Origin of the sequence: Aeromonas mytilicola subsp. aquatica, assembly GCF_044336385.1 — a bacterium.
Classification (GTDB): Bacteria; Pseudomonadota; Gammaproteobacteria; order Enterobacterales; family Aeromonadaceae; genus Aeromonas; species Aeromonas rivipollensis.
Genome location: NZ_CP172298.1, coordinates 476,668 through 497,136, shown reverse-complemented (window position 1 = coordinate 497,136; position 20,469 = coordinate 476,668). Strand labels below are relative to the sequence as shown.

Below are 20,469 nucleotides of genomic sequence, written 5' to 3'. Positions count from 1 at the left end.
TCAGGAAAACGAGAGGAGGTGTTATGGGCAAGCTTGTGGTGATGATCATGCTGGGTGGGCTGCTTGCTGCCTGCAGCAGCGGGCCGGTGCGGGTGCACGGCGCCGATGTGAGCGTGGACGATACCCGGATCCGGGTCAGCGAAGGGGATCGCGGGGGCTACGGCACCTTCTGTCCACCGGGACAGGCCAAGAAGGGGCGCTGCTGACCGGCCACCTGATCCTGGAAAAACAAAAAGCCGCTCATTCGAGCGGCTTTTTCATCTTGGCGGAGAGAAGAGACTTACTTCTTCTTCTTGGCCTTGGCGTTCGGCAGGTCGGTGATGGAGCCTTCGAATACTTCGGCTGCCAGGCCCACGGACTCGTGCAGAGTCGGGTGAGCGTGGATGGTCAGCGCCAGATCTTCGGCGTCGGCCCCCATCTCGATGGCCAGACCGATCTCGCCCAGCAGCTCACCACCGTTGGTACCCACAATGGCACCACCGATGACGCGGTTGCTGTCCTTGTCGAAGATCAGCTTGGTCATGCCGTCGGCGCAATCGGAGGCGATGGCGCGGCCGGAAGCAGCCCAGGGGAAGGTGGCGACTTCGAAGTTCAGGCCCTGTTGCTTGGCTTCCTTCTCGGTCAGACCGACCCAGGCCATCTCTGGCTCTGTGTAGGCGATGGACGGGATCACTTTCGGGTCGAAGTAGTGCTTCTTGCCGGCGATGACTTCGGCCGCCACGTGGCCTTCGTGCACACCCTTGTGAGCCAGCATCGGCTGACCGACGATGTCACCGATGGCGTGGATGTGAGCCACGTTGGTACGCAGCTGCTTGTCCACTTCGATGAAACCGCGCTCGTTGACGGCAACACCGGCTTTCTCGGCGTCCATCAGCTTGCCGTTCGGCACACGACCGACAGCGACCAGCACGTTGTCGTAGCGAACCGGCTCGGCCGGGGCGTGCTTGCCTTCGTAGGAGACGTACAGGCCGTCTTCACGGGCTTCAACTGCGGTGACCTTGGTCTCCAGCATGATGTTGAATTTCTTGGCAACGCGCTTGGTGTAGATCTTGACGATGTCTTTGTCCGCAGCCGGTACCAGCTGATCGGCAAATTCCACTACGTCGATCTCGGAACCCAGGGAGGAGTAAACGGTACCCATCTCCAGGCCGATGATGCCGCCGCCGATAACCAGCAGCTTGCCCGGTACTGTGGTCAGTTCCAGCGCATCGGTTGAATCCCAGACGCGGGGGTCATCGTGGGGGATGAAGGGCAGCTTCACCGGACGGGAACCGGCCGCGATGATGGCGTTGTCGAAGGTCACTGTGGTCTTGCCGTCGGCGCCTTCCACTTCGAGGGTGTTCGGGCCGGTGAACTTGCCGAAGCCGTTCACAACCTGGACTTTACGCATCTTGGCCATGCCGGCCAGACCGCCAGTCAGCTGGTTGATGACCTTCTCTTTCCACAGACGCACCTTGTCGATGTCGGTCTGCGGGGCACCGAAGACGATGCCGTGCTCGGCCAGCGCCTTGGCTTCTTCGATCACTTTGGCAACGTGCAGCAGCGCCTTGGAGGGGATGCAGCCCACGTTCAGGCAGACGCCACCCAGGGTGGAGTAGCGCTCGACGATAACGGTATCCAGACCCAGATCGGCGGCACGGAAAGCAGCGGAATAACCGGCAGGGCCAGCACCCAGTACTACGACCTGAGTTTTGATTTCTTTACTCATCATGACCTCTTTGTCGTTCTATATCCCCGGACAGCACAGTCTTATGCCAAAGAAGGCGGCTGCAGCCGTGAAAAAAACGGGGCAAGTTTATAATTTTGTTAATGAAATGAGAAGTGAAAAGGGCGAGCTCTGTGCTCGCCCTCTCATTTACATTTACAGAACCAGTCGACGAATGTCGGACAGCACACCACTCAGGGTGGTGACGAAGCGAGCACCGTCGGCGCCGTCGATGACGCGGTGGTCATAGCTCAGTGCCAGCGGCAGCATCAGACGCGGCACGAACTCCTTGCCGTTCCACTTCGGCTTCATCTCGGACTTGGAAACGCCCAGGATGGCCACTTCCGGCGCGTTGACGATCGGGGTAAAGCTGGTACCGCCGATGCCACCCAGGCTGGAGATGGTGAAGCAACCGCCCTGCATGTCGGCAGCGGTCAGCTTGCCGGCACGGGCCTTCTTGGAGATCTCGGCCAGATCGCGGGACAGCTCATAGATGCCCTTCTTGTTGACGTCGCGAACGACCGGTACGACCAGGCCCCCCGGAGTGTCAACCGCCACACCGATGTGGATGTACTTCTTCATGATCAGCTTGCTGCCGTCTTCGGACAGGGCGCTGCAGAAGCGCGGGTGCGCTTCCAGGGCCTTGGCGGCGGCTTTCAGGATGAACACCAGCGGGGTGATCTTCACATCCAGCTTCTGCTTCTCGGCCAGCATGTTCTGCTCTTTGCGGAAGGCTTCCAGATCCGTGGTATCGGCTTCGTCGAACTGGGTGACATGAGGAATCATGGCCCAGTTGCGGTGCAGAGCAGGACCGGAGATCTTCTGGATCCGGGTCAGTTCCAGCTCTTCGACCGGACCGAACTTGCTGAAGTCTACCTTCGGCCATGGCAGCACGTTCATGCCGTTGCCATTGCCTTGACCTGCAGCTGGGGCGGACTCGGCGCGCTTGACCGCATCCTTCACATAAGCCTGCACGTCTTCTTTGACGATGCGACCCTTGCGACCGGAGGCCTTCACCTTGGCCAGGTTGACGCCGAACTCGCGAGCCAGACGGCGAACCGCCGGGGAGGCGTGAACATAGGCATCGTTGGCGACGAAGTCGGAGGCAGCGGCAGCCGGGGCAGCAGCCTGAGCAACCGGCGCAGCGGCAGCAACAGGTGCGGCAACGGGGGCAGCAGCCTGGGCAACCGGGGCGGCGGCAGGGGCAGCACCAGCGACTTCAAACACCATGATCAGGGAACCGGTGGAGACCTTGTCACCCGCCTTCACCTTGATCTCCTTGACCACACCGGCGAACGGTGCAGGGACTTCCATGGAGGCCTTGTCACCTTCCACGGCGATCAGGGACTGGTCGGCTTCGACCTTGTCACCCACGGCCACCATGATCTCGGTGACTTCCACTTCGTCACCGCCGATGTCAGGTACGTTGACCTCTTTGGCAGCGGCAGCAACCGGGGCAGCAGTCACGGGAGCGGCGGCTTGAACCGGCGCGGCAACGGCGGCAGGAGCGGCGCCAGCCACTTCGAATACCATCACCAGAGAACCGGTAGAGACCTTGGCGCCGGCGGCGACCTTGATCTCGACCACGCGGCCCGCGAACGGCGCCGGCACTTCCATGGAGGCCTTGTCACCTTCCACGGCGATGATGGACTGGTCGGCTTCAACCATATCGCCCACGGCAACCATGATCTCGGTCACTTCGACTTCGTCGTCACCTATGTCAGGTACGTGCACGTCTTTGGCAGCGGCAGCAACAGGGGCAGCCGGTGCGGCGGCAACCGGAGCGGCAACCTGAGCCGGAGCGGCGGCGGCAGCGCCTTCCGCTTCGAAGATCATGATCTGGGAACCGGTGGCAACCTTGTCGCCCACCTTGATCAGGATCTCTTTGACGATACCCGCGGCCGGAGCCGGGACTTCCATGGAGGCCTTGTCACCTTCCACGGCAATCAGGGACTGGTCGAGCTCGACCTTGTCACCCACGGCGACCATGATCTCGGTCACTTCAACTTCATCGGCACCGATATCCGGCACCATAATCTGTTTGGACATTGTGCTTTATCCTCTTACGCGTACGTTTATCGCGTTAACCTTGGCAAGAGCAGGTTCCGACTCGTTGTTGCCGTCCGGACCCTGTATGTCCTCTTACCCTTATGTCGCATTAACCTGGGCAAGGCCCTGTCCGGCACGCAGGTCCGGACAGGGCGCTCAATCCTCTTACGCGTACAGCGGGTTAACCTTGTCGGCATCGATGCCGTACTTGGCGATGGCGTCGGCCACAACCTGCTTGTCAATCTCGCCGCGCTTGGCCAGTTCGGTCAGGGCAGCGACGACGACGTAGAACTCGTTCACTTCGAAGTGACGACGCAGGTTGGCACGGCTGTCGGAACGGCCATAACCATCGGTACCCAGTACACGGTAGTTCTCGGTCGGCACGAAGGCACGCACCTGCTCGGCGAAGGACTTCATGTAGTCGGTCGCGGCTATGGTGGCTTCGGAACCCAGTACCGAGGTGATGTAGGGCACACGGGCGGCCGCGGTCGGGTGCAGCATGTTCCAGCGATCGGCGTCCTGACCATCACGAGCCAGCTCGTTGAAGGAGGTCACGCTGAACACGTCGGAACCCACGCCGTACTCGCTCGCCAGGATCTGGGCGGCGGTACGGACGTGACCCAGGATGGAGCCACAACCCAGCAGCTGTACCTTGGCCTTGTTGCCGGCCACGGACTCCAGCTTGTAGATACCTTTGCGGATACCTTCCTCGGCGCCTTCCGGCATGGCCGGCATGGCATAGTTCTCGTTCAGAGTGGTGATGTAGTAGAAGACGTTCTCCGGCTTATCACCGTACATGCGGCGCAGGCCGTCCTGCACGATCACCGCCACTTCATAGGCGTAGGACGGGTCATAGGAGATGCAGTTCGGGATGGTGCCGGCCAGGATGTGGCTGTGACCATCTTCGTGCTGCAGGCCTTCGCCGTTGAGGGTGGTACGACCGGAGGTCGCGCCCAGCAGGAAGCCACGGGCTTGCTGGTCACCGGCTGCCCACGCCATGTCGCCGATCCGCTGGAAGCCGAACATGGAGTAGTAGATGTAGAACGGGATCATCGGGCAGTCGTTGGTGCTGTAAGAGGTCGCAGCAGCCAGCCAGGAGGACATGGCGCCCAGCTCGTTGATACCGTCTTGCAGAACCTGACCCTGCTTGTCTTCCTTGTAGTAGGAGACGATGTCGCGGTCTTGCGGGGTGTATTGCTGACCGTGCGGGCTGTAGATGCCGATCTGACGGAACAGACCTTCCATACCGAAGGTACGGGCTTCGTCGGCCAGGATCGGAACTATGCGCTTGCCGATAGACTTGTCTTTCAGCAGCACGTTCAGGGAACGCACGAACGCCATTGTGGTGGAGATCTCGCGCGCCTGCTCACCCAGCAGCGGGCCGAAGGCATCCAGAGCCGGGATTTCCAGCTTGGTGGTGCTCTCGCGCAGACGGGTCGGTACATAGCCCTTCAGCGCGGCACGGCGAGCGTGCAGGTACTTGTGCTCTTCGGTACCTTCTTCGATCTTCAGGTACGGCAACTCTTCCAGCTGCTCGTCGGTGACCGGCAGGCTGAAACGATCGCGCAGGTGACGAACTGAGCCCAGATCCATCTTCTTGACCTGGTGAGCGATGTTCTTGCCTTCGGCCGCTTCGCCCATGCCATAACCCTTGATGGTCTTGGCCAGGATGACGGTCGGCTTGCCCTTGGTCGCTGCGGCCTTGGAGAAGGCGGCGAACAATTTACGGGGGTCGTGACCACCGCGGTTCAGGGCGAAGATCTCCTCGTCGGTCATGTCTTTGACCAGGGCGGCAGTTTCCGGATAACGGTTGAAGAACTGCTCACGGACGTAAGCGCCGTCGCGGGACTTCATGGTCTGATAGTCGCCATCCACGGTTTCGTTCATCAGCTGGATCAGCTTGCCGGAAGTGTCTTTCTTCAGCAGCTCATCCCACTTGCGACCCCAGATGACCTTGGTGACATCCCAGCCGGCGCCTGCGAACAGACCTTCCAGCTCGTTGATGACCTTGCCGTTGCCGACAACAGGACCGTCCAGACGCTGCAGGTTGCAGTTGACCACGAAGACCAGGTTGTCGAGCTTTTCACGCACGGCAACGGTCAGGGCGCCCTTGGCTTCCGGCTCGTCCATCTCGCCGTCACCCAGGAAGGCGTACACGGTCTGCTCGGAGCAATCCTTGATACCACGGTCGGTCAGGTACTTCAGGAAGCGAGCCTGATAGATGGCGGCGATGGGGCCCAGACCCATGGAAACGGTCGGGAACTGCCAGAAGTCCGGCATCAGTTTCGGGTGCGGGTAGGAAGGAATGCCCTTGCCGTCCACTTCCTGACGGAAGTTGTCCAGCTGCTCTTCGGTCAGACGACCTTCGGCGAATGCACGGGCGTAGATGCCCGGGGAGATGTGACCCTGGAAGTAGACCAGATCGCCACCGTCCTTCTCGCTGCGAGCGCGGAAGAAGTGGTTGTAGCAGACTTCGTAGATGGTCGCGGAAGAGGCGAAGGAAGACATGTGACCACCGAGGTCCAGGTCTTTCTTGGAGGCGCGCAGCACTATCATCATGGCATTCCAGCGGATGATGGCGCGGATGCGACGTTCCATCTCCAGGTCGCCCGGGTAAGCCGGTTCGTCGCTGGCAGGAATGGTGTTGATGTAGTCGCGATTCGCCTTCTCAGCCACGTCAACACCGCTGATGCGGGCTTTCTCGGCCAGTTGTTCAAGGATGAACTGAGCGCGTTGCGGACCCTCTTCACGCAGCAGGGATTCCAGAGAGGCAAGCCACTCCAGCGTTTCTATCGGGTCCACATCGTTCTTCAGGATATCAGACATGGCTGGTTCCTATTTTGTTGTGATTGCACGGCATTGCACGGCGAAGGGCGCAAGCATTCGACAATAGAGCCTTGTGGGATTAGTTATCCTGCTGACGGATCCGACGCATGGATCGCTGGATCCGGCTGTCTTCCCTCTGCATATCCAACAAGGTGTCCTCGATAAAGGCCAGATGCTCATGACAAGCAGCCCTGGCCCGCTCCGGAGCCCCCGACAGGATAGCCTCGATCAGGCTCGCACGATGGCGACGGATCTTGGCTACCACTCCCGGACGGCGATTCAAAATCTCGTTATTTCGTAAAATGTTCTGTTCGAGCATGGGGCCCATGGCCCGCAGCAGGTGCAGCAGCACCACGTTGTGGGACGCCTCCGCCACCGCCAGATAGAACTGGGTGACGGCGGTCGACTCGACCACCAGCGACCCCTGCTGACCCGCCTCTTCGATGGCGGACTGCGCCAGACGGATCCGCTCGAAGTCGGCCTCAGTCCCCCGCAGCGCGGCATAGTAGGCACAGATGCCTTCCAGCGCGTGACGAAACTCCAGCAGGTCATACTGGGCTTCCGGGTGGGTACTGAGCAGTTCGAACAGGGGATCGGCGATCCCCTTGCTCAAGGCATTCTGTACATAGGTGCCACCGCCCTGACGGCGATACAAGAGTCCCCTCGCTTCCAGACGCTGGATGGCTTCGCGCAGGGAAGGCCGCGACACCTGAAACTGGATGGCGAGTTCCCGCTCGGGGGGCAGCTTCTGCCCCGGCTGCAAGCTGCCTTCCAGAATCATGCTTTCCAGCTCGGCGACTATGGCGTCGGCCAGCTTGGGCTGAGTTATCTTGATATAGGGCATGAGGCTACTTTGTTAAATTGGTATTACCAATTCTATGATTGGGGCGAAAATTAGCAGAGGGCTTGGAAAAAGTCCACCCAAAATATGATCTGCATCAAGAACGATGCTTGCCACTTTAGGGGTAAAAAAGCGAAATCATGATATAGCTCATAGAAAATGGTCTGACCAATATTTATGAGCTTGCTCACAGATAACATTTGGCCAACAGCATGAAAAATGGCTCACCCAAAAGGCAAGCCATTGATTTTAAAAACACAAACTAATGTTTGGATTTTTTACTCAAAGTTGAGCATCCCACGATAGCGCTGCCATTCGAAACTGGTGCCAGGATCCGTCTTGCGACCCGGCGCTATGTCACAATGGCCGACGATGCGTGATGCCGTCACCTCGGGATACTGAACAGAGATGGCCCGACTGAGGCCTGCCAGCACCTCATACTGTGCATCGCTGTACGGCAGCTCGTCGGTACCTTCCAGCTCGATGCCGATGGAGAAGTCGTTGCACGCCTCCCGCCCCTCCCAGCTCGATACTCCCGCATGCCAGGCTCGCGCAGTGAACGGCACATACTGCACCAATTCGCCATCGCGACGGATCAGGCAGTGGGCCGAGACCCTTAGCTGATGAATGCCGGCAAAGTAAGGGTGAGCATCGGGATCGAGGCGACCGAGAAACAGCTCGTCGATCCAGGGGCCGCCAAATTCTCCCGGTGGCAGGCTGATGCCGTGTATCACCAACAGGGAGATATCGTTGGGGCCGATCCGTTCATTGTGATGGGGCGAAGGCACCCTGCGGGCCTGTTCACACCACCCAGCTGGATCGATGGAAAAAATGGTTGTGGGTTCAGTCATCGTCTACTCGACTCACAATGGGGAGAGGGACGCCATGGACTGTGCCCGCCGCCGCAAGAAACCGGAAACAAGCCTCTGAATCCATGGGTAAAGCTGTGTTAGGCTGAGCCATCACTTGCAAGGCACTGGACCCCATATGCACCCGATGGCACGCCGTCTCTGGCTGCTGGCCTGGCTCTCACTGCTGGGTCTGCTGACCCTTTACTTCTACTCCAGCGCCAAACCTAGCGTGACCGCCAGCGGGGAGCTGCTGCTCAAGGCCGACGCCAGTGGTCACTATCGTCTGGAGGGTGCCATCAACGACCAGCCGGTGCAACTGCTGCTGGACACGGGGGCCACCCGGGTGACCATACCGAGCCAGGTGGCGTCGCGCCTCGGCCTCGTCGCCACTGGTCGCAGCCTGGTCAATACGGCGGCGGGCCAGATCCAGGTCGAGACAGGCCGGATCGAAAGCCTGGCGATGGGCCCACTGACCCTGTACGATTTGTCCGTCTTTATCAATCCGGCTGCCGACGGGGAGGAGATCCTGGTGGGCATGAATGCCCTGGGCCGGCTGGAATTACGTCAGAAAGACAGGCAGTTGCTTCTCAGACCCTTGCAGGAATAAGGCATGTTACAACAGGACATCAGCCGCGCCGTGCGCGCCGCACTACTCGAAGACTTGGGCGATGCCCTCACCGCACTGGATCAACCCGATGCCAGCGCCGACATCACGGCCCAGTTGATCCCGGCCGATCGCATCTCGACGGCGCGCGTCATCACCCGCGAGGCCGGCGTATTCTGCGGTCAGCCCTGGGTCGACGAGGTGTTTGCCCAGCTTGGCGGCGAGGTCAAGGTGGAATGGAAGGTTCAGGATGGTGAGCGCCTCTCCCCCAATCAGGAGCTGTTCCGCCTCCACGGCCCGGCCCGGGTGCTGCTGACCGGCGAGCGCAATGCCCTGAACTTCGTGCAGACCCTGTCCGGGGTCGCCACCCTGACCGCCCGCTACGTGGCCGAACTGGAAGGGACCGAGTGTCGCCTGCTTGACACCCGCAAGACCCTGCCCGGCCTGCGTAGCGCCCAGAAATATGCCGTCACCTGCGGCGGCGGCAAAAACCACCGTATCGGCCTGTTTGATGCCTACCTCATCAAGGAGAACCACATCCTCGCCTGCGGTGGCATCCGGGAAACCATTGCCGAGGCACGCCGCCTCAACCCGGGCAAACCGGTGGAAGTGGAGGTGGAGTCCCTGGCCGAATTGGAGCAGGCGCTGACCGCCCAGGCTGACATCGTGATGCTGGACAACTTTGACGTGCCCATGATGAAAGAGGCCGTCCGTCTGAACCAGGGCCGCGCCAAGCTGGAGGTCTCCGGCAACGTCACTCTGGAGACGCTGGCCGACTATGCCGCCACCGGCGTCGACTTTATCTCGGTGGGAGCACTGACCAAGCACATGCGGGCGCTGGACCTCTCGATGCGCTTCATCGAAAGCTGAGCGAGTAAAACGAGTCCACCTGGCCCAAAAATATTACAGGGCTCGAAACTTGCAAAAGGCGCCATCGGCGCCTTTTCTATATGCAGGATCCCACGACATAAGGAGTGTGAAGATGGGCCCTCCCCAATCTTGAGAAGCGTCATTAGAGACCATTTAATCCTTGATTTTGCTATCATTTTCACTAAATGACAGAAAAGTGGTTAACAAGGGCCCTGCCTCTGTTGCCAACCCGAAGCGCTCGGATAAGATGCTGGAGTGTGGATAGATTTCCACCAGCACTTTTCAGGAACCATGGACAAAAGGATATTTGACATGAAAAGACAGTCAGGGTTTACGCTAATCGAATTGATGATAGTCGTTGCGATCGTCGCCATTCTGGCCGCCATCGCCTTGCCGGCGTATCAGAGCTACACCAAACGCGCCAAGTTTTCGGAGGTTATTGCCGCCGTTGGGCCGGCCAAAACCGCCGTCGAGGTTTGTGTGCAGGGGTGGGCTGGTGTCTCTACCGCAGTTGGTAGCAACTGTGCAACCGCTGGCCAGAATGCTCTTTCAGGCGCTAGTGCTGTCACACAGAATTTTGCCAGCGCTGCAGTTACTAATGCTGCCGGAGTTATCACAATTACAGGTACTGCCGCCGCAGCCTTGGATGGCTCGACTTATGCACTCGTCACTTCTGGAGCAGTCCAAGCCGGACGGCAAGTTTTGTGGACAATTTCTGGCTCTTGCGTCACCGACGGCAAATGCTAACGCATGACCTCTAGCCTCAATAGCGGCCTGGCGACCAGCCTGGCCGCTTCTTCCCTCCTCAGTGAGCCGGACTCACAGCGCTATCTGAGCCAGGCCAGGGCGCAGCGCAAGCCCTTTGTCACCTTCCTGATCGAGAATGACATCCTCGACAGCAAGGCCCTCGCGGATTTCTGCGAGCTGGAATATGGGGTACCTCTGCTGGATCTTGCCGCCTTCGATCTCTCCGAGATCCCGCAGAAGTACCTCAATCAGAAGCTTATCGAGAAGCATCATGTGTTGCCCATCTATACCCAGGGCCACACCCTCTATATCGCCATGTCGGACCCGACCAATGTGTCGGCCCTGGAGGATTTCGGCTTCAGCTTCGGCCTGCACACGGAAGCCTTGCTGGTTGAGGAGAGCAAGCTCACCGCCGCCCTCGGCAAGCTGATGGACACCGAGCAGGACACCCTGGGCATGGATCACATCGACGAGGCCGAGATCTCGGAGCTCGAGGTTTCCGATGAGGGTTCGCGCCTCGACGAGAGCGTCAATACCGCCGACGACGATGCCCCCATAGTCAAATACATCCATAAAATCATGATGGATGCCATCAAGCGTGGCGCATCCGACCTGCATTTCGAACCCTATGAGACCAAGTACAGGATCCGCTTCCGGATCGACGGCATACTGCACGAAATCGCCACCCCGCCGGTCAATCTGGCGAACCGTTTCGCGGCCCGTCTCAAGGTGATGGCGAGACTCGATATAGCCGAGCGACGCCTGCCCCAGGATGGACGGATCAAGCTGAAGATCTCACGCAGCAGATCCATGGACATGCGGGTCAACACCCTGCCCACCATGTGGGGTGAGAAGATAGTCATCCGCTTGCTGGACTCGTCAGCTGCCCGCCTCAACCTCGATCAGCTCGGCTTCGACGACCGCCAGAAGGCGCAATACCTGCATGCGCTCTCCAAGCCACAGGGCATGATACTGGTCACGGGCCCCACTGGCTCGGGCAAGACGGTGTCGCTCTATACAGGTCTCAACATTCTCAATACCAGCGAGGTCAACATCTCCACCGCCGAGGACCCGGTGGAGATCAATCTGCCCGGCGTCAACCAGGTGCAGATCAATCCCAAGGCGGGGCTCACCTTCGCCAGCGCCCTGCGCTCCTTCCTACGCCAGGATCCCGACATCGTCATGGTGGGGGAAATACGGGATCTGGAAACCGCCGAGATTGCCATCAAGGCCGCCCAGACAGGTCACTTGGTACTATCAACCCTGCACACCAACTCGGCAGCCGAGACCCTGACCCGGATGATGAACATGGGGGTGCCGGCCTTCAACATCGCCTCCTCGGTGACCCTGATCATGGCCCAACGTCTCGCCCGCAAGCTGTGCGATCACTGCAAGGCCCCCGAGGTGGTGCCCGACGCCGAACTGCAAGAGCTGGGCTTTACCCAACAGCAGCTGGCTGCCGGACTGCGGCTGTTCAAGCCGGTCGGCTGCAAGGAGTGCTCGGGAGGATACAGAGGGCGGGTCGGCATCTATGAAATCATGCTGATGTCGGACAACATCGCCAAGCTGATCATGCAGGGAGCGAACTCGCTGCAAATCGCGGCCATCGCCCAGAAGGAGGGCATGCGCACGCTACGCATCTCCGGCCTGGAGAAAGCCCGTTTGGGAGTCACCAGCCTGGCCGAGATCAACAGGATCACGACCAACTGAATACGCAGTGTTAGAGTCATCAAGCCGGGTGAGGCCCATGCAGTCACCCTGATGATGTTCTTCAAGCCAAGATGAGCCGGACAGGCAACATCCTGATCCGGCCAACGTCGCCCAATTGCAGGATGCAGTGATGGCTACATTAGCTCAAAAACAAAACGCACCAAAAAAGGTCTTCTCCTTCCGCTGGCACGGCGTCAATCGCAAGGGACAAAAGGTTTCCGGTGAGTTGCAAGCCGACAGCATCACGACAGTCAAGGCGGAGCTGCGCAAGCAGGGCGTCAATGTCACCAGGGTCAGCAAGCAGGGCCAGGGAATGTTTTCCAAGGGCGGCGCCAGGATCAAGCCGATGGACATCGCCGTCATCTCCCGCCAGATCACCACCATGCTCTCTGCCGGCGTGCCGCTGGTGCAGAGCCTGCAGATCATTGCCCGTGGCCATGAAAAGGCGGCGGTGCGCGAGCTGATCGGCCAGATCGCCGCCGATGTGGAGACAGGCACCCCCCTGTCAGATGCGCTGCGCCGCCACCCCCGCCACTTCGATGCCCTCTACTGTGACCTGGTGGAGGCGGGGGAGCAGTCAGGCGCGCTGGAAACCATCTACGACCGGATTGCCATCTATCGCGAGAAGAGCGAGGCGCTCAAATCCAAGATCAAGAAGGCCATGTTCTATCCCGCCATGGTCATCCTGGTCGCCATCATAGTGACCTCCATACTGTTGCTGTTCGTCATCCCCCAGTTCGAAGAGATCTTCAAGAGCTTCGGGGCCGAGCTGCCCGCCTTCACCCGATTCATCATTGCCATCTCCCGCTTCATGCAGGATTGGTGGTACGCCATCTTCGGCGGCATAGCCCTGACAGTATTCCTCTATGTGCGCGCCTGGCGCAGCTCCCAGAAGGTACGTGACAACACCGACAAGTTCATCCTCTCCATTCCAGTCGTTGGCAACATACTGCACAAGGCGGCCATGGCCCGTTTCGCCCGCACCCTCTCCACCACCTTCTCCGCCGGTATTCCCCTGGTGGATGCCCTGGTCTCCGCTGCCGGGGCCTCGGGCAACTATGTCTATCGCACGGCTACCCTGGCCATTCGCAACGAAGTCGTGGCTGGCATGCAGATCAACGTCGCCATGCGCACCGTGGATCTTTTCCCCGACATGGTGATCCAGATGGTGATGATAGGTGAAGAGTCCGGCGCCATCGACGACATGCTCTCCAAGGTCGCCGCCATCTTCGAGCAGGAGGTGGACGACATGGTCGATGGTCTCACCAGCCTGCTCGAGCCCATCATAATGGTGGTGCTGGGGGTGCTGGTCGGCGGCATGGTCGTCGCCATGTACCTCCCCATCTTCAAGCTGGGCTCTGTGATACACTGAGCCCCTTCGGCAGAGCGACCAGCGGGCATGGCTCGTTCTGGTCCTCTGCCATCCTGATTCTCAACGCAAGCGGTTGATTTATGGTGCCTCTGATCGAACTGGCCCAGGGCCTGCCCTGGCTCTATCTCTCCCTGGTTTTTCTCTTCTCCCTGATGGTTGGCAGCTTCCTCAACGTGGTGATCCATCGCCTGCCCATCATGCTGGAGCGGGAGTGGCAGGCCGAATACAGTGACTACTTCGGCAGCGAAGTGGCCACCTCCCCCGCCGAGCCCTACAACCTGATGGTGCCGCGCTCCCGCTGCCCGCACTGCGATCACCCCATAGGCGCGCTGGAGAACATCCCCCTGTTGAGCTGGCTCTGGCTCAAGGGGCGCTGCCGGCAATGCAAGGCGCCTATCTCGGCCCGCTATCCCCTGGTCGAGCTGCTGACCGCCCTGTTGTCGGTCGCCGTCGCCGCGACCCTGGCTCCGGGATGGGGTACCCTGGCCGCACTCTTGCTGACCTGGGTACTGGTGGCCCTCACCTTCATCGATCTGGACAAGATGTTGCTGCCGGACCAACTCACCCTGCCGCTGCTGTGGGGCGGTCTGCTGTTCAATCTGGCGGGGGGCTTAGTGCCGCTGGCCGATGCGGTGATCGGTGCCATGGCCGGCTATCTGGTGCTCTGGGGCCTCTACTGGGCGTTCAAGCTGCTGACCGGCAAGGAGGGGATGGGCTATGGAGACTTCAAGCTGCTGGCGGCGCTCGGAGCCTGGCTGGGCTGGCAGGCGCTGCCCATAGTGCTGCTGCTCTCGTCACTGGTCGGCGCCATCATCGGCATAGGGCTCATACTGCTGCGCAACCATCATCAGGGCAAACCCATCCCCTTTGGCCCCTATCTCGCCATCGCGGGCTGGATAGCGCTGCTGTGGGGGGATAACATCACCCGCTGGTATCTGGACATCGTTCTCTAGCAAGGGGATCACAAATCTATGTATGTGGTAGCCATCACTGGCGGTATCGGCAGCGGCAAGACGAGCGTCGCCAACCAGTTTGCGGCCCTGGGGATAGAGGTGGTCGATGCCGACCTGATTGCCCGCGAAGTGGTGGAGCCCGGCACTCCGGCCCTGGCCGCCATTGCCAGCCATTTTGGTCCCGGCATCCTGGATGAACAGGGGCGACTGGACAGGCGGGCCCTGCGCGAGCGGATCTTCAGCGATCCGGCGGCCAAGTCCTGGCTCAATGCCCTGCTCCACCCGATCATCCGCAGTGAAATGCTGCGCCAATGCGCGGCAGCCAACTCCCCCTACTGCCTGCTGGTGGTGCCCTTGCTGGTAGAGAACCGGCTCACCGAGCTGGCCGATAGAGTGTTGGTCATCGACGTGGATGAGACGACCCAGATCGAGCGAACCTGTCGCCGGGACGGGGTCAGTCTAGAGCAGGCCCAGGCCATACTGGCATCCCAGGCGAGCCGCAGCGAGCGTCTGGCGATGGCCGATGACGTGCTGGACAACCAGAGTGGCACGACTGAGACCATACGGGAGCGAATTTTAGTGCTGCACGAGACATATCTGGCATTTGCCTCTCAACAAGCCCCCCAAGTGTGAGTACACTAGGCCGGTTTATGGCTGGCCAGGATTAGGCATGATTTACGATTTTCCCCTCAACGAAAAAAGCCGGACCTATCTTCGTCTGGAGTCCCTGTTTTCCCAGATCCGCGACAATCTGGAGAGTGACCAGTCCTGGGCACACATCGCCTTCTTCAAGGGGTTGTTCGATTTGCAGGAGTTGCTGGAGCGCGGTGATCTGCGCGCCGATCTGATCAAGGATCTGGAGCGTCTCGGCCAGCGTCTGAGCCATTGGGCCAGCCTGCCGGACGTTGACCTCGAGCAGATCCAGCGGATGCAACAGGAGAGCACCCAGCTTTCCCGCAGCCTGCTCAACTCCCCTCGCCCCGGCGCCCGCCTGAAAGAGGATCGTCTGCTCGGCTCCATCCGCCAGCGCTTCTCCATTCCCGGTGGCCTCTGCGCCTTCGACGTGCCACAACTGCACCACTGGCTGGTGACGCCGGCCGTGGCTCGCCATCAACAGATGCAGCAATGGCTCAGCGACATCAACCTGCTGATGAACGCCATCTCCCTGCTGCTGCGGCTGTGGCGTGAATCGGGCCACTTCAGCGATCAGGTTGCTACCAACGGCTTCTTCCAGGATACCGCCGAGGGGGCCGAGTTGATCCGCATCCGTCTGATCGGCTCCCAGTCCTGCTACCCGACCCTGAGCGGCCACAAGAACCGCTTCGCCCTGCGTTTTCTGCCCACCGCAGAACAGCCGATCGGCGATGTGCCTTTCCAGCTCGCCTGCTGCTAAGGAGCGCCCATGGTAACCAAGGTAAAATGTCCGACCTGCCAGACTGAGCTGGAGTGGGGTCCCCAGAGCCCGTTTCGTCCCTTCTGCAGCAAGCGCTGCCAGCTGATCGATCTCGGCGAGTGGGCCGATGAAGAGAAGCGGATCCCGGGGGAGATCAATCCGGATCTGCTGCCGGATCCGGAAGAGGGCGACCAGTGGCTATAAGCCCTGGCGGTTTCGCCTCTGCAAAATGAAAAAGGGCCGATTGGCCCTTTTTCATTGTCTCTTGCTACCGGTTCACGCCAGCGCGGCCTGCAGCCGCGCCACTATGGGGCCATTGGCATCGGGGAACTGGTAGTTTTGCAGCTCTGCCAGCGGCACCCAGCGGCACTCCTGCCCTTCCTTGCCAAAGGGCTCGCCCAGGAAGCGGGTCACCCTCCAGATATCCAGCAGCACCTGCTTGTCCGGGTAGTCGTGGTGCAGCTCCATGAAGGGAGCGCAATCCTGCACCCGGATGCCTATCTCCTCCCACAGCTCCCGATCCAGCGCGGTGAGCAGGTCTTCCCCCGACTCCACCTTGCCCCCGGGAAACTCCCAGCGATCACCCTGATGACGATCGGAGGAGCGCTTGGCGATGAAGATATCGCCCCGTTCATTCTCGATGACGCCGACCGCCACCCAGATCCGCTTTTTCTGTTCCATCTTGTTACCTTTGCACTCTCTGCCTGATCGGGCTGCTCTATGACCCCAACACCCGGCTGGGTGAGCTGCCGATGATGCCTAACAGCCGATTTCGCGTCGCCATCTGACAAAAACAAGGCGGGCACCGGGCCCGCCTTGTCATGGCATCACGTCAATCAGGTCAACTGACCGTGACAATGCTTGTACTTCTTGCCGGATCCGCAAGGGCAGGGATCGTTGCGACCGACCTTCTGCTCGTCGCGCACGAAGGTCACCGGTGCCGCATCGGCCTGGGTCTCTTCGTCGGCCAGCTGATTCTCGGCGGCGGCATGGGTATAGGTGCGGGGAGCCGCTTCCGCCTGCTGGCGCTGCTGCTCTTCCATCGCCTCTACGTCGCGCTCTTGCACCTGAACCCGGCTCAGGATGCTGACCACGTCGCGCTTGAGGGTTTCCAGCATCTGGGTGAACAGATCGAAGGACTCGCGCTTGTACTCCTGCTTGGGGTTCTTCTGGGCGTAGCCGCGCAGATGAATGCCCTGGCGCAGGTGATCCATGGCCGCCAGATGCTCCTTCCAGAGGCCATCCAGGGTCTGCAGCATCACCGCCTTCTCGAAGTTGCGCAGCACATCGACGCCGACCAGCTCCTGCTTGTGGGCATAGAGCTTGGTGGCCTCTTCCAGGATCCGCTCGCGCAGCTTCTCTTCATAGAGCTTGTCGTCTTCCGCCAGCCACTGCTGCAGCGGCAGATCCAGCGCGAAATCAGACTTCAGGCGCGCTTCCAGACCCGGCACGTCCCACATCTCTTCCAGGGACTGGGGCGGAATGTACTCGTCGATCACGCTGCCATAGACGTCATCGCGGATGACGTGGATGGTATCGGAGATGTCGTTGGTGTCCAGCAGCTCGTTGCGCTGCTCGTAGACCACCTTGCGCTGGTCGTTTGCCACGTCATCGAATTCGAGCAGGTTTTTACGGATGTCGAAGTTGCGACCCTCCACCTTGCGCTGAGCATTCTCGATGGCCTTGGTTACCCAGGGATGTTCTATGGCCTCGCCCTCTTCCATGCCCAGCTTCTTCATCATGCCGGTCACGCGATCTGAGGCGAAGATCCGCATCAGGGTATCTTCCATGGAGAGATAGAAGCGGGAGGAGCCCGGGTCACCCTGACGGCCGGAACGGCCGCGCAGCTGGTTGTCGATACGGCGGGATTCGTGACGCTCGGTACCGATAATGTGCAGGCCGCCAGAGGCCAGCACGGCGTCGTGACGCACCTGCCAGGCCGCTTTCAGCTCGGCAATCTGCTCGCTGGTCGGGTTCTCCAGCGCGGCGATCTCGGCCTGCCAGTTGCCCCCCAGCACTATGTCGGTACCACGACCGGCCATGTTGGTGGCTATGGTGACGGCGCCGGTCTGACCGGCCTGGGCGACGATTTCCGCTTCCATGGCGTGGAACTTGGCGTTCAGCACCTTGTGCGGGATGTTTTCCTTGGTCAGGATGCTGGACAGCAGTTCGGAGTTCTCGATGGAGACGGTACCGACCAGCACCGGCTGACCACGCTCGACACAACCACGGATGTCTTCGACGATGGCGGCGTATTTTTCTTGGGCGGTCAGGTAGACCAGATCGCCCATGTCCTTGCGCACCATCGGCTTGTTGGTCGGAATGACCACGGTATCCAGACCATAAATCTGCTGGAATTCAAAGGCTTCGGTATCCGCAGTCCCTGTCATCCCCGCCAGCTTGTCATAGAGACGGAAATAGTTCTGGAAGGTGATGGAGGCCAGGGTCTGGTTCTCGTTCTGGATCTTGACCCCTTCCTTCGCCTCGACCGCCTGGTGCAGGCCGTCGGACCAGCGACGACCCGGCATGGTACGGCCGGTGTGCTCATCGACGATGACGATCTCGTCCTTCTGGACTATGTAGTCGACGTTGCGTTCAAACAGGGTATGGGCACGCAGGCCGGCGTTGACGTGGTGCAGCAGGCTGATGTTGGTGGCGGAGAACAGGGAGTCCTCTTCCGCCAGCAGCCCCTCTTTCTTGAGCAGCTCTTCCACGAAGATCTGGCCGTTTTCGGTCAGCAGAGCCTGGCGGTTCTTCTCGTCCACAGTGTAGTGGCCGTCGCCGGTATACTCTTCCGAGTCTTCCTTGTCCTGCTTGACCAACAGCGGGATCAGCTTGTTGATCTGGGTATACATGGCGGAGCTGTCTTCCGCCGGACCCGAGATGATCAGCGGGGTACGGGCTTCATCGATGAGCACCGAATCCACCTCATCCACCAGCGCGTAGTTGAGCGGACGCTGCACGCGCTGCTCCGGCGAGAACGCCATGTTGTCGCGCAGGTAGTCGAAACCGAATTCGTTGTTGGTACCGTAAGTGATGTCGGCGGCGTAGGCGTCGCGCTTCTGGGACGCATCCATGCCGGGCACGTTGCAGTCGACCGTCATGCCGAGGAAGGTGAACAGCGGGCGGTTCGCCTCCGCATCACGCTTGGCCAGATAGTCGTTCACCGTCACCACGTGCACACCGCGACCGGTCAACGCGTTCAGATAGGCAGGCAGCGTCGCGGTGAGGGTCTTGCCTTCACCCGTCTTCATCTCGGCGATGCGGTTGGAGTTCAGCACCATGCCGCCGATCAGCTGCACGTCGAAGTGACGCATGCCGAACACCCGGCGGGACGCCTCGCGCACTGTGGCGAACGCTTCCGGCAACAGCTGCTCCAGGGTCTCACCCTGCTCCAGGCGCTGACGGTACTCGGCGGTCTTCGCCTGCAGCTCGCCATCGGACAAGGCCTCGAACTGAGGCTCCATCGCATTGATCTGTTTTACAATTTTGCGCAAAGCCTTGAGCGTTCTGTCGTTCCGGCTGCCGATAATCTTGGTGAGCAGTGTGCTAATCATGTGTACCAACTGTTTTGGTTATATAAGCGTTCCGTCACTGGAACCTGAAGAAAAAACCTAACCCCGTCTGGCATTCAGAAAGCGTGCGGGGTTGACCTGACGACCATCTTTCAACACTTCGTAATGCAGATGGACCCCGGTCGCACGACCGGTACGCCCCATCAGGGCAATCTTCTGGCCCTCATCGACCAGGGTGCCCACATCCACCAACAACTTGGAGTTGTGGGCATAACGGGTCACCAGACCATTGCCATGGTCTATCTCCACCATGTTGCCAAATTGCGGGTGGCGGCCTGCCCAGCTGATGATCCCCTTGCCGGTCGCCAGGATGGGAGTGCCGGGCTTGCCACGAAAATCCACCCCCTTGTGCATCTTGGCGCGACCGTTGAACGGGTCAACCCGTCCACCGAACCCGGAGGAGATCCAGACTCGCTCCTGCTTCACCGGTGAACCCGAGATGAAACCGGCATCGGTGATATGGTGATTCATGATGAAAGATTCAAGTACCGACAGCTGTTCTTCACGGCTGCTGAGCTGCTGGCTGAGGTGTTTCATGGAGGCTTGCAGCTCGCCCAGGTTCACTTCCAGCTCTTCGTCATAGGAAGGGCCACCCATGGGGGGCAGCTCCTTGAAATTGAACTCGTCGGGATCGAGGTCTGCCTTCTCGGTCAGACGTTCGCCGAGCGCGTTGAGGCGACCTAGCTGCCCCTGCATGGTGCCCACCTGGGCGGCCAGCATGGCAAGCTGTTCACGGGCTTCATCGGCCCCTTGCGTGGATTTTTGCTGTTCGGCCATGGCCAGCGCGACTTCCAGCGCCTCCATTTTCTGGTGCCAGCTCTGCCAGAGCCAACCACCACTCAGTGCCAATACAGTGAAGAGGATACCGCCGACCCAGGCCAGACGTTGTTTGGGTAAGTGCAACTTGCGGCGCTGCTTACCGTTGAGGATCAGGGTAATGCTCATAGAAATCTGTCTTCTCGGTCAGGTGAGG

General features: G+C 60.1%; 18 protein-coding genes. 10 read left to right on the top strand and 8 right to left on the bottom strand.

The window, feature by feature from the left end; translation table 11 throughout:
• Positions 1-23: 23 nt before the first annotated feature.
• A complete protein-coding gene (locus tag ACFWHB_RS02500; RefSeq protein WP_163148424.1) occupies positions 24-206 on the top strand; it encodes a hypothetical protein in 183 nt (60 codons plus the stop codon).
• Positions 207-280: 74 nt separating this feature from the next.
• Here ACFWHB_RS02500 and lpdA read toward each other — a convergent pair whose 3' ends face one another.
• From lpdA to ampD, 5 genes are all read right to left on the bottom strand, one after another.
• Positions 281-1,708, bottom strand: a complete 1,428-nt coding sequence (gene lpdA, locus ACFWHB_RS02495; RefSeq protein ID WP_106885664.1) for a dihydrolipoyl dehydrogenase — start codon at positions 1,706-1,708, stop codon at positions 281-283.
• A 153-nt stretch (positions 1,709-1,861) separates the two neighbouring features.
• Positions 1,862-3,754 (bottom strand): pyruvate dehydrogenase complex dihydrolipoyllysine-residue acetyltransferase, encoded by a 1,893-nt coding sequence (gene aceF / locus ACFWHB_RS02490; RefSeq protein ID WP_395949388.1) that lies wholly within the window; start codon positions 3,752-3,754, stop codon positions 1,862-1,864.
• Positions 3,755-3,919: 165 nt separating this feature from the next.
• Positions 3,920-6,580 carry a pyruvate dehydrogenase (acetyl-transferring), homodimeric type gene (aceE, locus tag ACFWHB_RS02485; protein WP_395949387.1) on the bottom strand — a complete coding sequence of 887 codons (2,661 nt, stop codon included), beginning with the start codon at positions 6,578-6,580 and terminating at the stop codon, positions 3,920-3,922.
• A 79-nt stretch (positions 6,581-6,659) separates the two neighbouring features.
• Positions 6,660-7,424, bottom strand: a complete 765-nt coding sequence (gene pdhR / locus ACFWHB_RS02480) for a pyruvate dehydrogenase complex transcriptional repressor PdhR (protein ID WP_106885661.1) — start codon at positions 7,422-7,424, stop codon at positions 6,660-6,662.
• Positions 7,425-7,699: 275 nt separating this feature from the next.
• The gene (gene ampD, locus ACFWHB_RS02475; protein WP_111911110.1) at positions 7,700-8,272 is read right to left on the bottom strand and encodes a 1,6-anhydro-N-acetylmuramyl-L-alanine amidase AmpD; all 573 of its coding nucleotides are present in this window, start codon (positions 8,270-8,272) and stop codon (positions 7,700-7,702) included.
• A 136-nt stretch (positions 8,273-8,408) separates the two neighbouring features.
• Between ampD and ACFWHB_RS02470 the strand changes: the two genes are divergently transcribed.
• From ACFWHB_RS02470 to yacG, 9 genes are all read left to right on the top strand, one after another.
• Entirely contained in the window at positions 8,409-8,879 is a 471-nt protein-coding gene (locus tag ACFWHB_RS02470; RefSeq protein WP_111911112.1) for a retropepsin-like aspartic protease family protein, read from the top strand.
• A gap of 3 nt (positions 8,880-8,882) precedes the next feature.
• A complete protein-coding gene (nadC, locus tag ACFWHB_RS02465; RefSeq protein WP_395949386.1) occupies positions 8,883-9,746 on the top strand; it encodes a carboxylating nicotinate-nucleotide diphosphorylase in 864 nt (287 codons plus the stop codon).
• 312 nt (positions 9,747-10,058) lie between these two features.
• Positions 10,059-10,493, top strand: coding sequence for a pilin (locus ACFWHB_RS02460; protein WP_395949385.1), 435 nt, complete (start codon positions 10,059-10,061; stop codon positions 10,491-10,493).
• A 3-nt stretch (positions 10,494-10,496) separates the two neighbouring features.
• Positions 10,497-12,203, top strand: coding sequence for a PilB family type IVa pilus assembly ATPase TapB (gene tapB / locus ACFWHB_RS02455; protein WP_395949384.1), 1,707 nt, complete (start codon positions 10,497-10,499; stop codon positions 12,201-12,203).
• 130 nt (positions 12,204-12,333) lie between these two features.
• Positions 12,334-13,575 (top strand): type II secretion system F family protein, encoded by a 1,242-nt coding sequence (locus ACFWHB_RS02450; protein ID WP_106885656.1) that lies wholly within the window; start codon positions 12,334-12,336, stop codon positions 13,573-13,575.
• 80 nt (positions 13,576-13,655) lie between these two features.
• Positions 13,656-14,528 (top strand): prepilin peptidase, encoded by an 873-nt coding sequence (locus ACFWHB_RS02445; RefSeq protein ID WP_395949383.1) that lies wholly within the window; start codon positions 13,656-13,658, stop codon positions 14,526-14,528.
• 18 nt (positions 14,529-14,546) lie between these two features.
• The gene (coaE, locus tag ACFWHB_RS02440; RefSeq protein ID WP_395949382.1) at positions 14,547-15,161 is read left to right on the top strand and encodes a dephospho-CoA kinase; all 615 of its coding nucleotides are present in this window, start codon (positions 14,547-14,549) and stop codon (positions 15,159-15,161) included.
• A gap of 37 nt (positions 15,162-15,198) precedes the next feature.
• Positions 15,199-15,921 (top strand): cell division protein ZapD, encoded by a 723-nt coding sequence (gene zapD, locus ACFWHB_RS02435; protein WP_162520171.1) that lies wholly within the window; start codon positions 15,199-15,201, stop codon positions 15,919-15,921.
• 9 nt (positions 15,922-15,930) lie between these two features.
• A complete protein-coding gene (yacG, locus tag ACFWHB_RS02430) occupies positions 15,931-16,125 on the top strand; it encodes a DNA gyrase inhibitor YacG (protein WP_025328449.1) in 195 nt (64 codons plus the stop codon).
• A gap of 72 nt (positions 16,126-16,197) precedes the next feature.
• Here yacG and mutT read toward each other — a convergent pair whose 3' ends face one another.
• The 3 genes from mutT to ACFWHB_RS02415 all read right to left on the bottom strand — a co-directional run bounded on the left by mutT (position 16,198) and on the right by ACFWHB_RS02415 (position 20,441).
• Positions 16,198-16,602, bottom strand: a complete 405-nt coding sequence (mutT, locus tag ACFWHB_RS02425; protein WP_395949381.1) for an 8-oxo-dGTP diphosphatase MutT — start codon at positions 16,600-16,602, stop codon at positions 16,198-16,200.
• Positions 16,603-16,757: 155 nt separating this feature from the next.
• Positions 16,758-19,478 (bottom strand): preprotein translocase subunit SecA, encoded by a 2,721-nt coding sequence (gene secA, locus ACFWHB_RS02420; RefSeq protein ID WP_106885651.1) that lies wholly within the window; start codon positions 19,476-19,478, stop codon positions 16,758-16,760.
• Positions 19,479-19,535: 57 nt separating this feature from the next.
• A complete protein-coding gene (locus tag ACFWHB_RS02415; RefSeq protein WP_025328452.1) occupies positions 19,536-20,441 on the bottom strand; it encodes a M23 family metallopeptidase in 906 nt (301 codons plus the stop codon).
• Between the last annotated feature and the right edge of the window lie 28 nt (positions 20,442-20,469).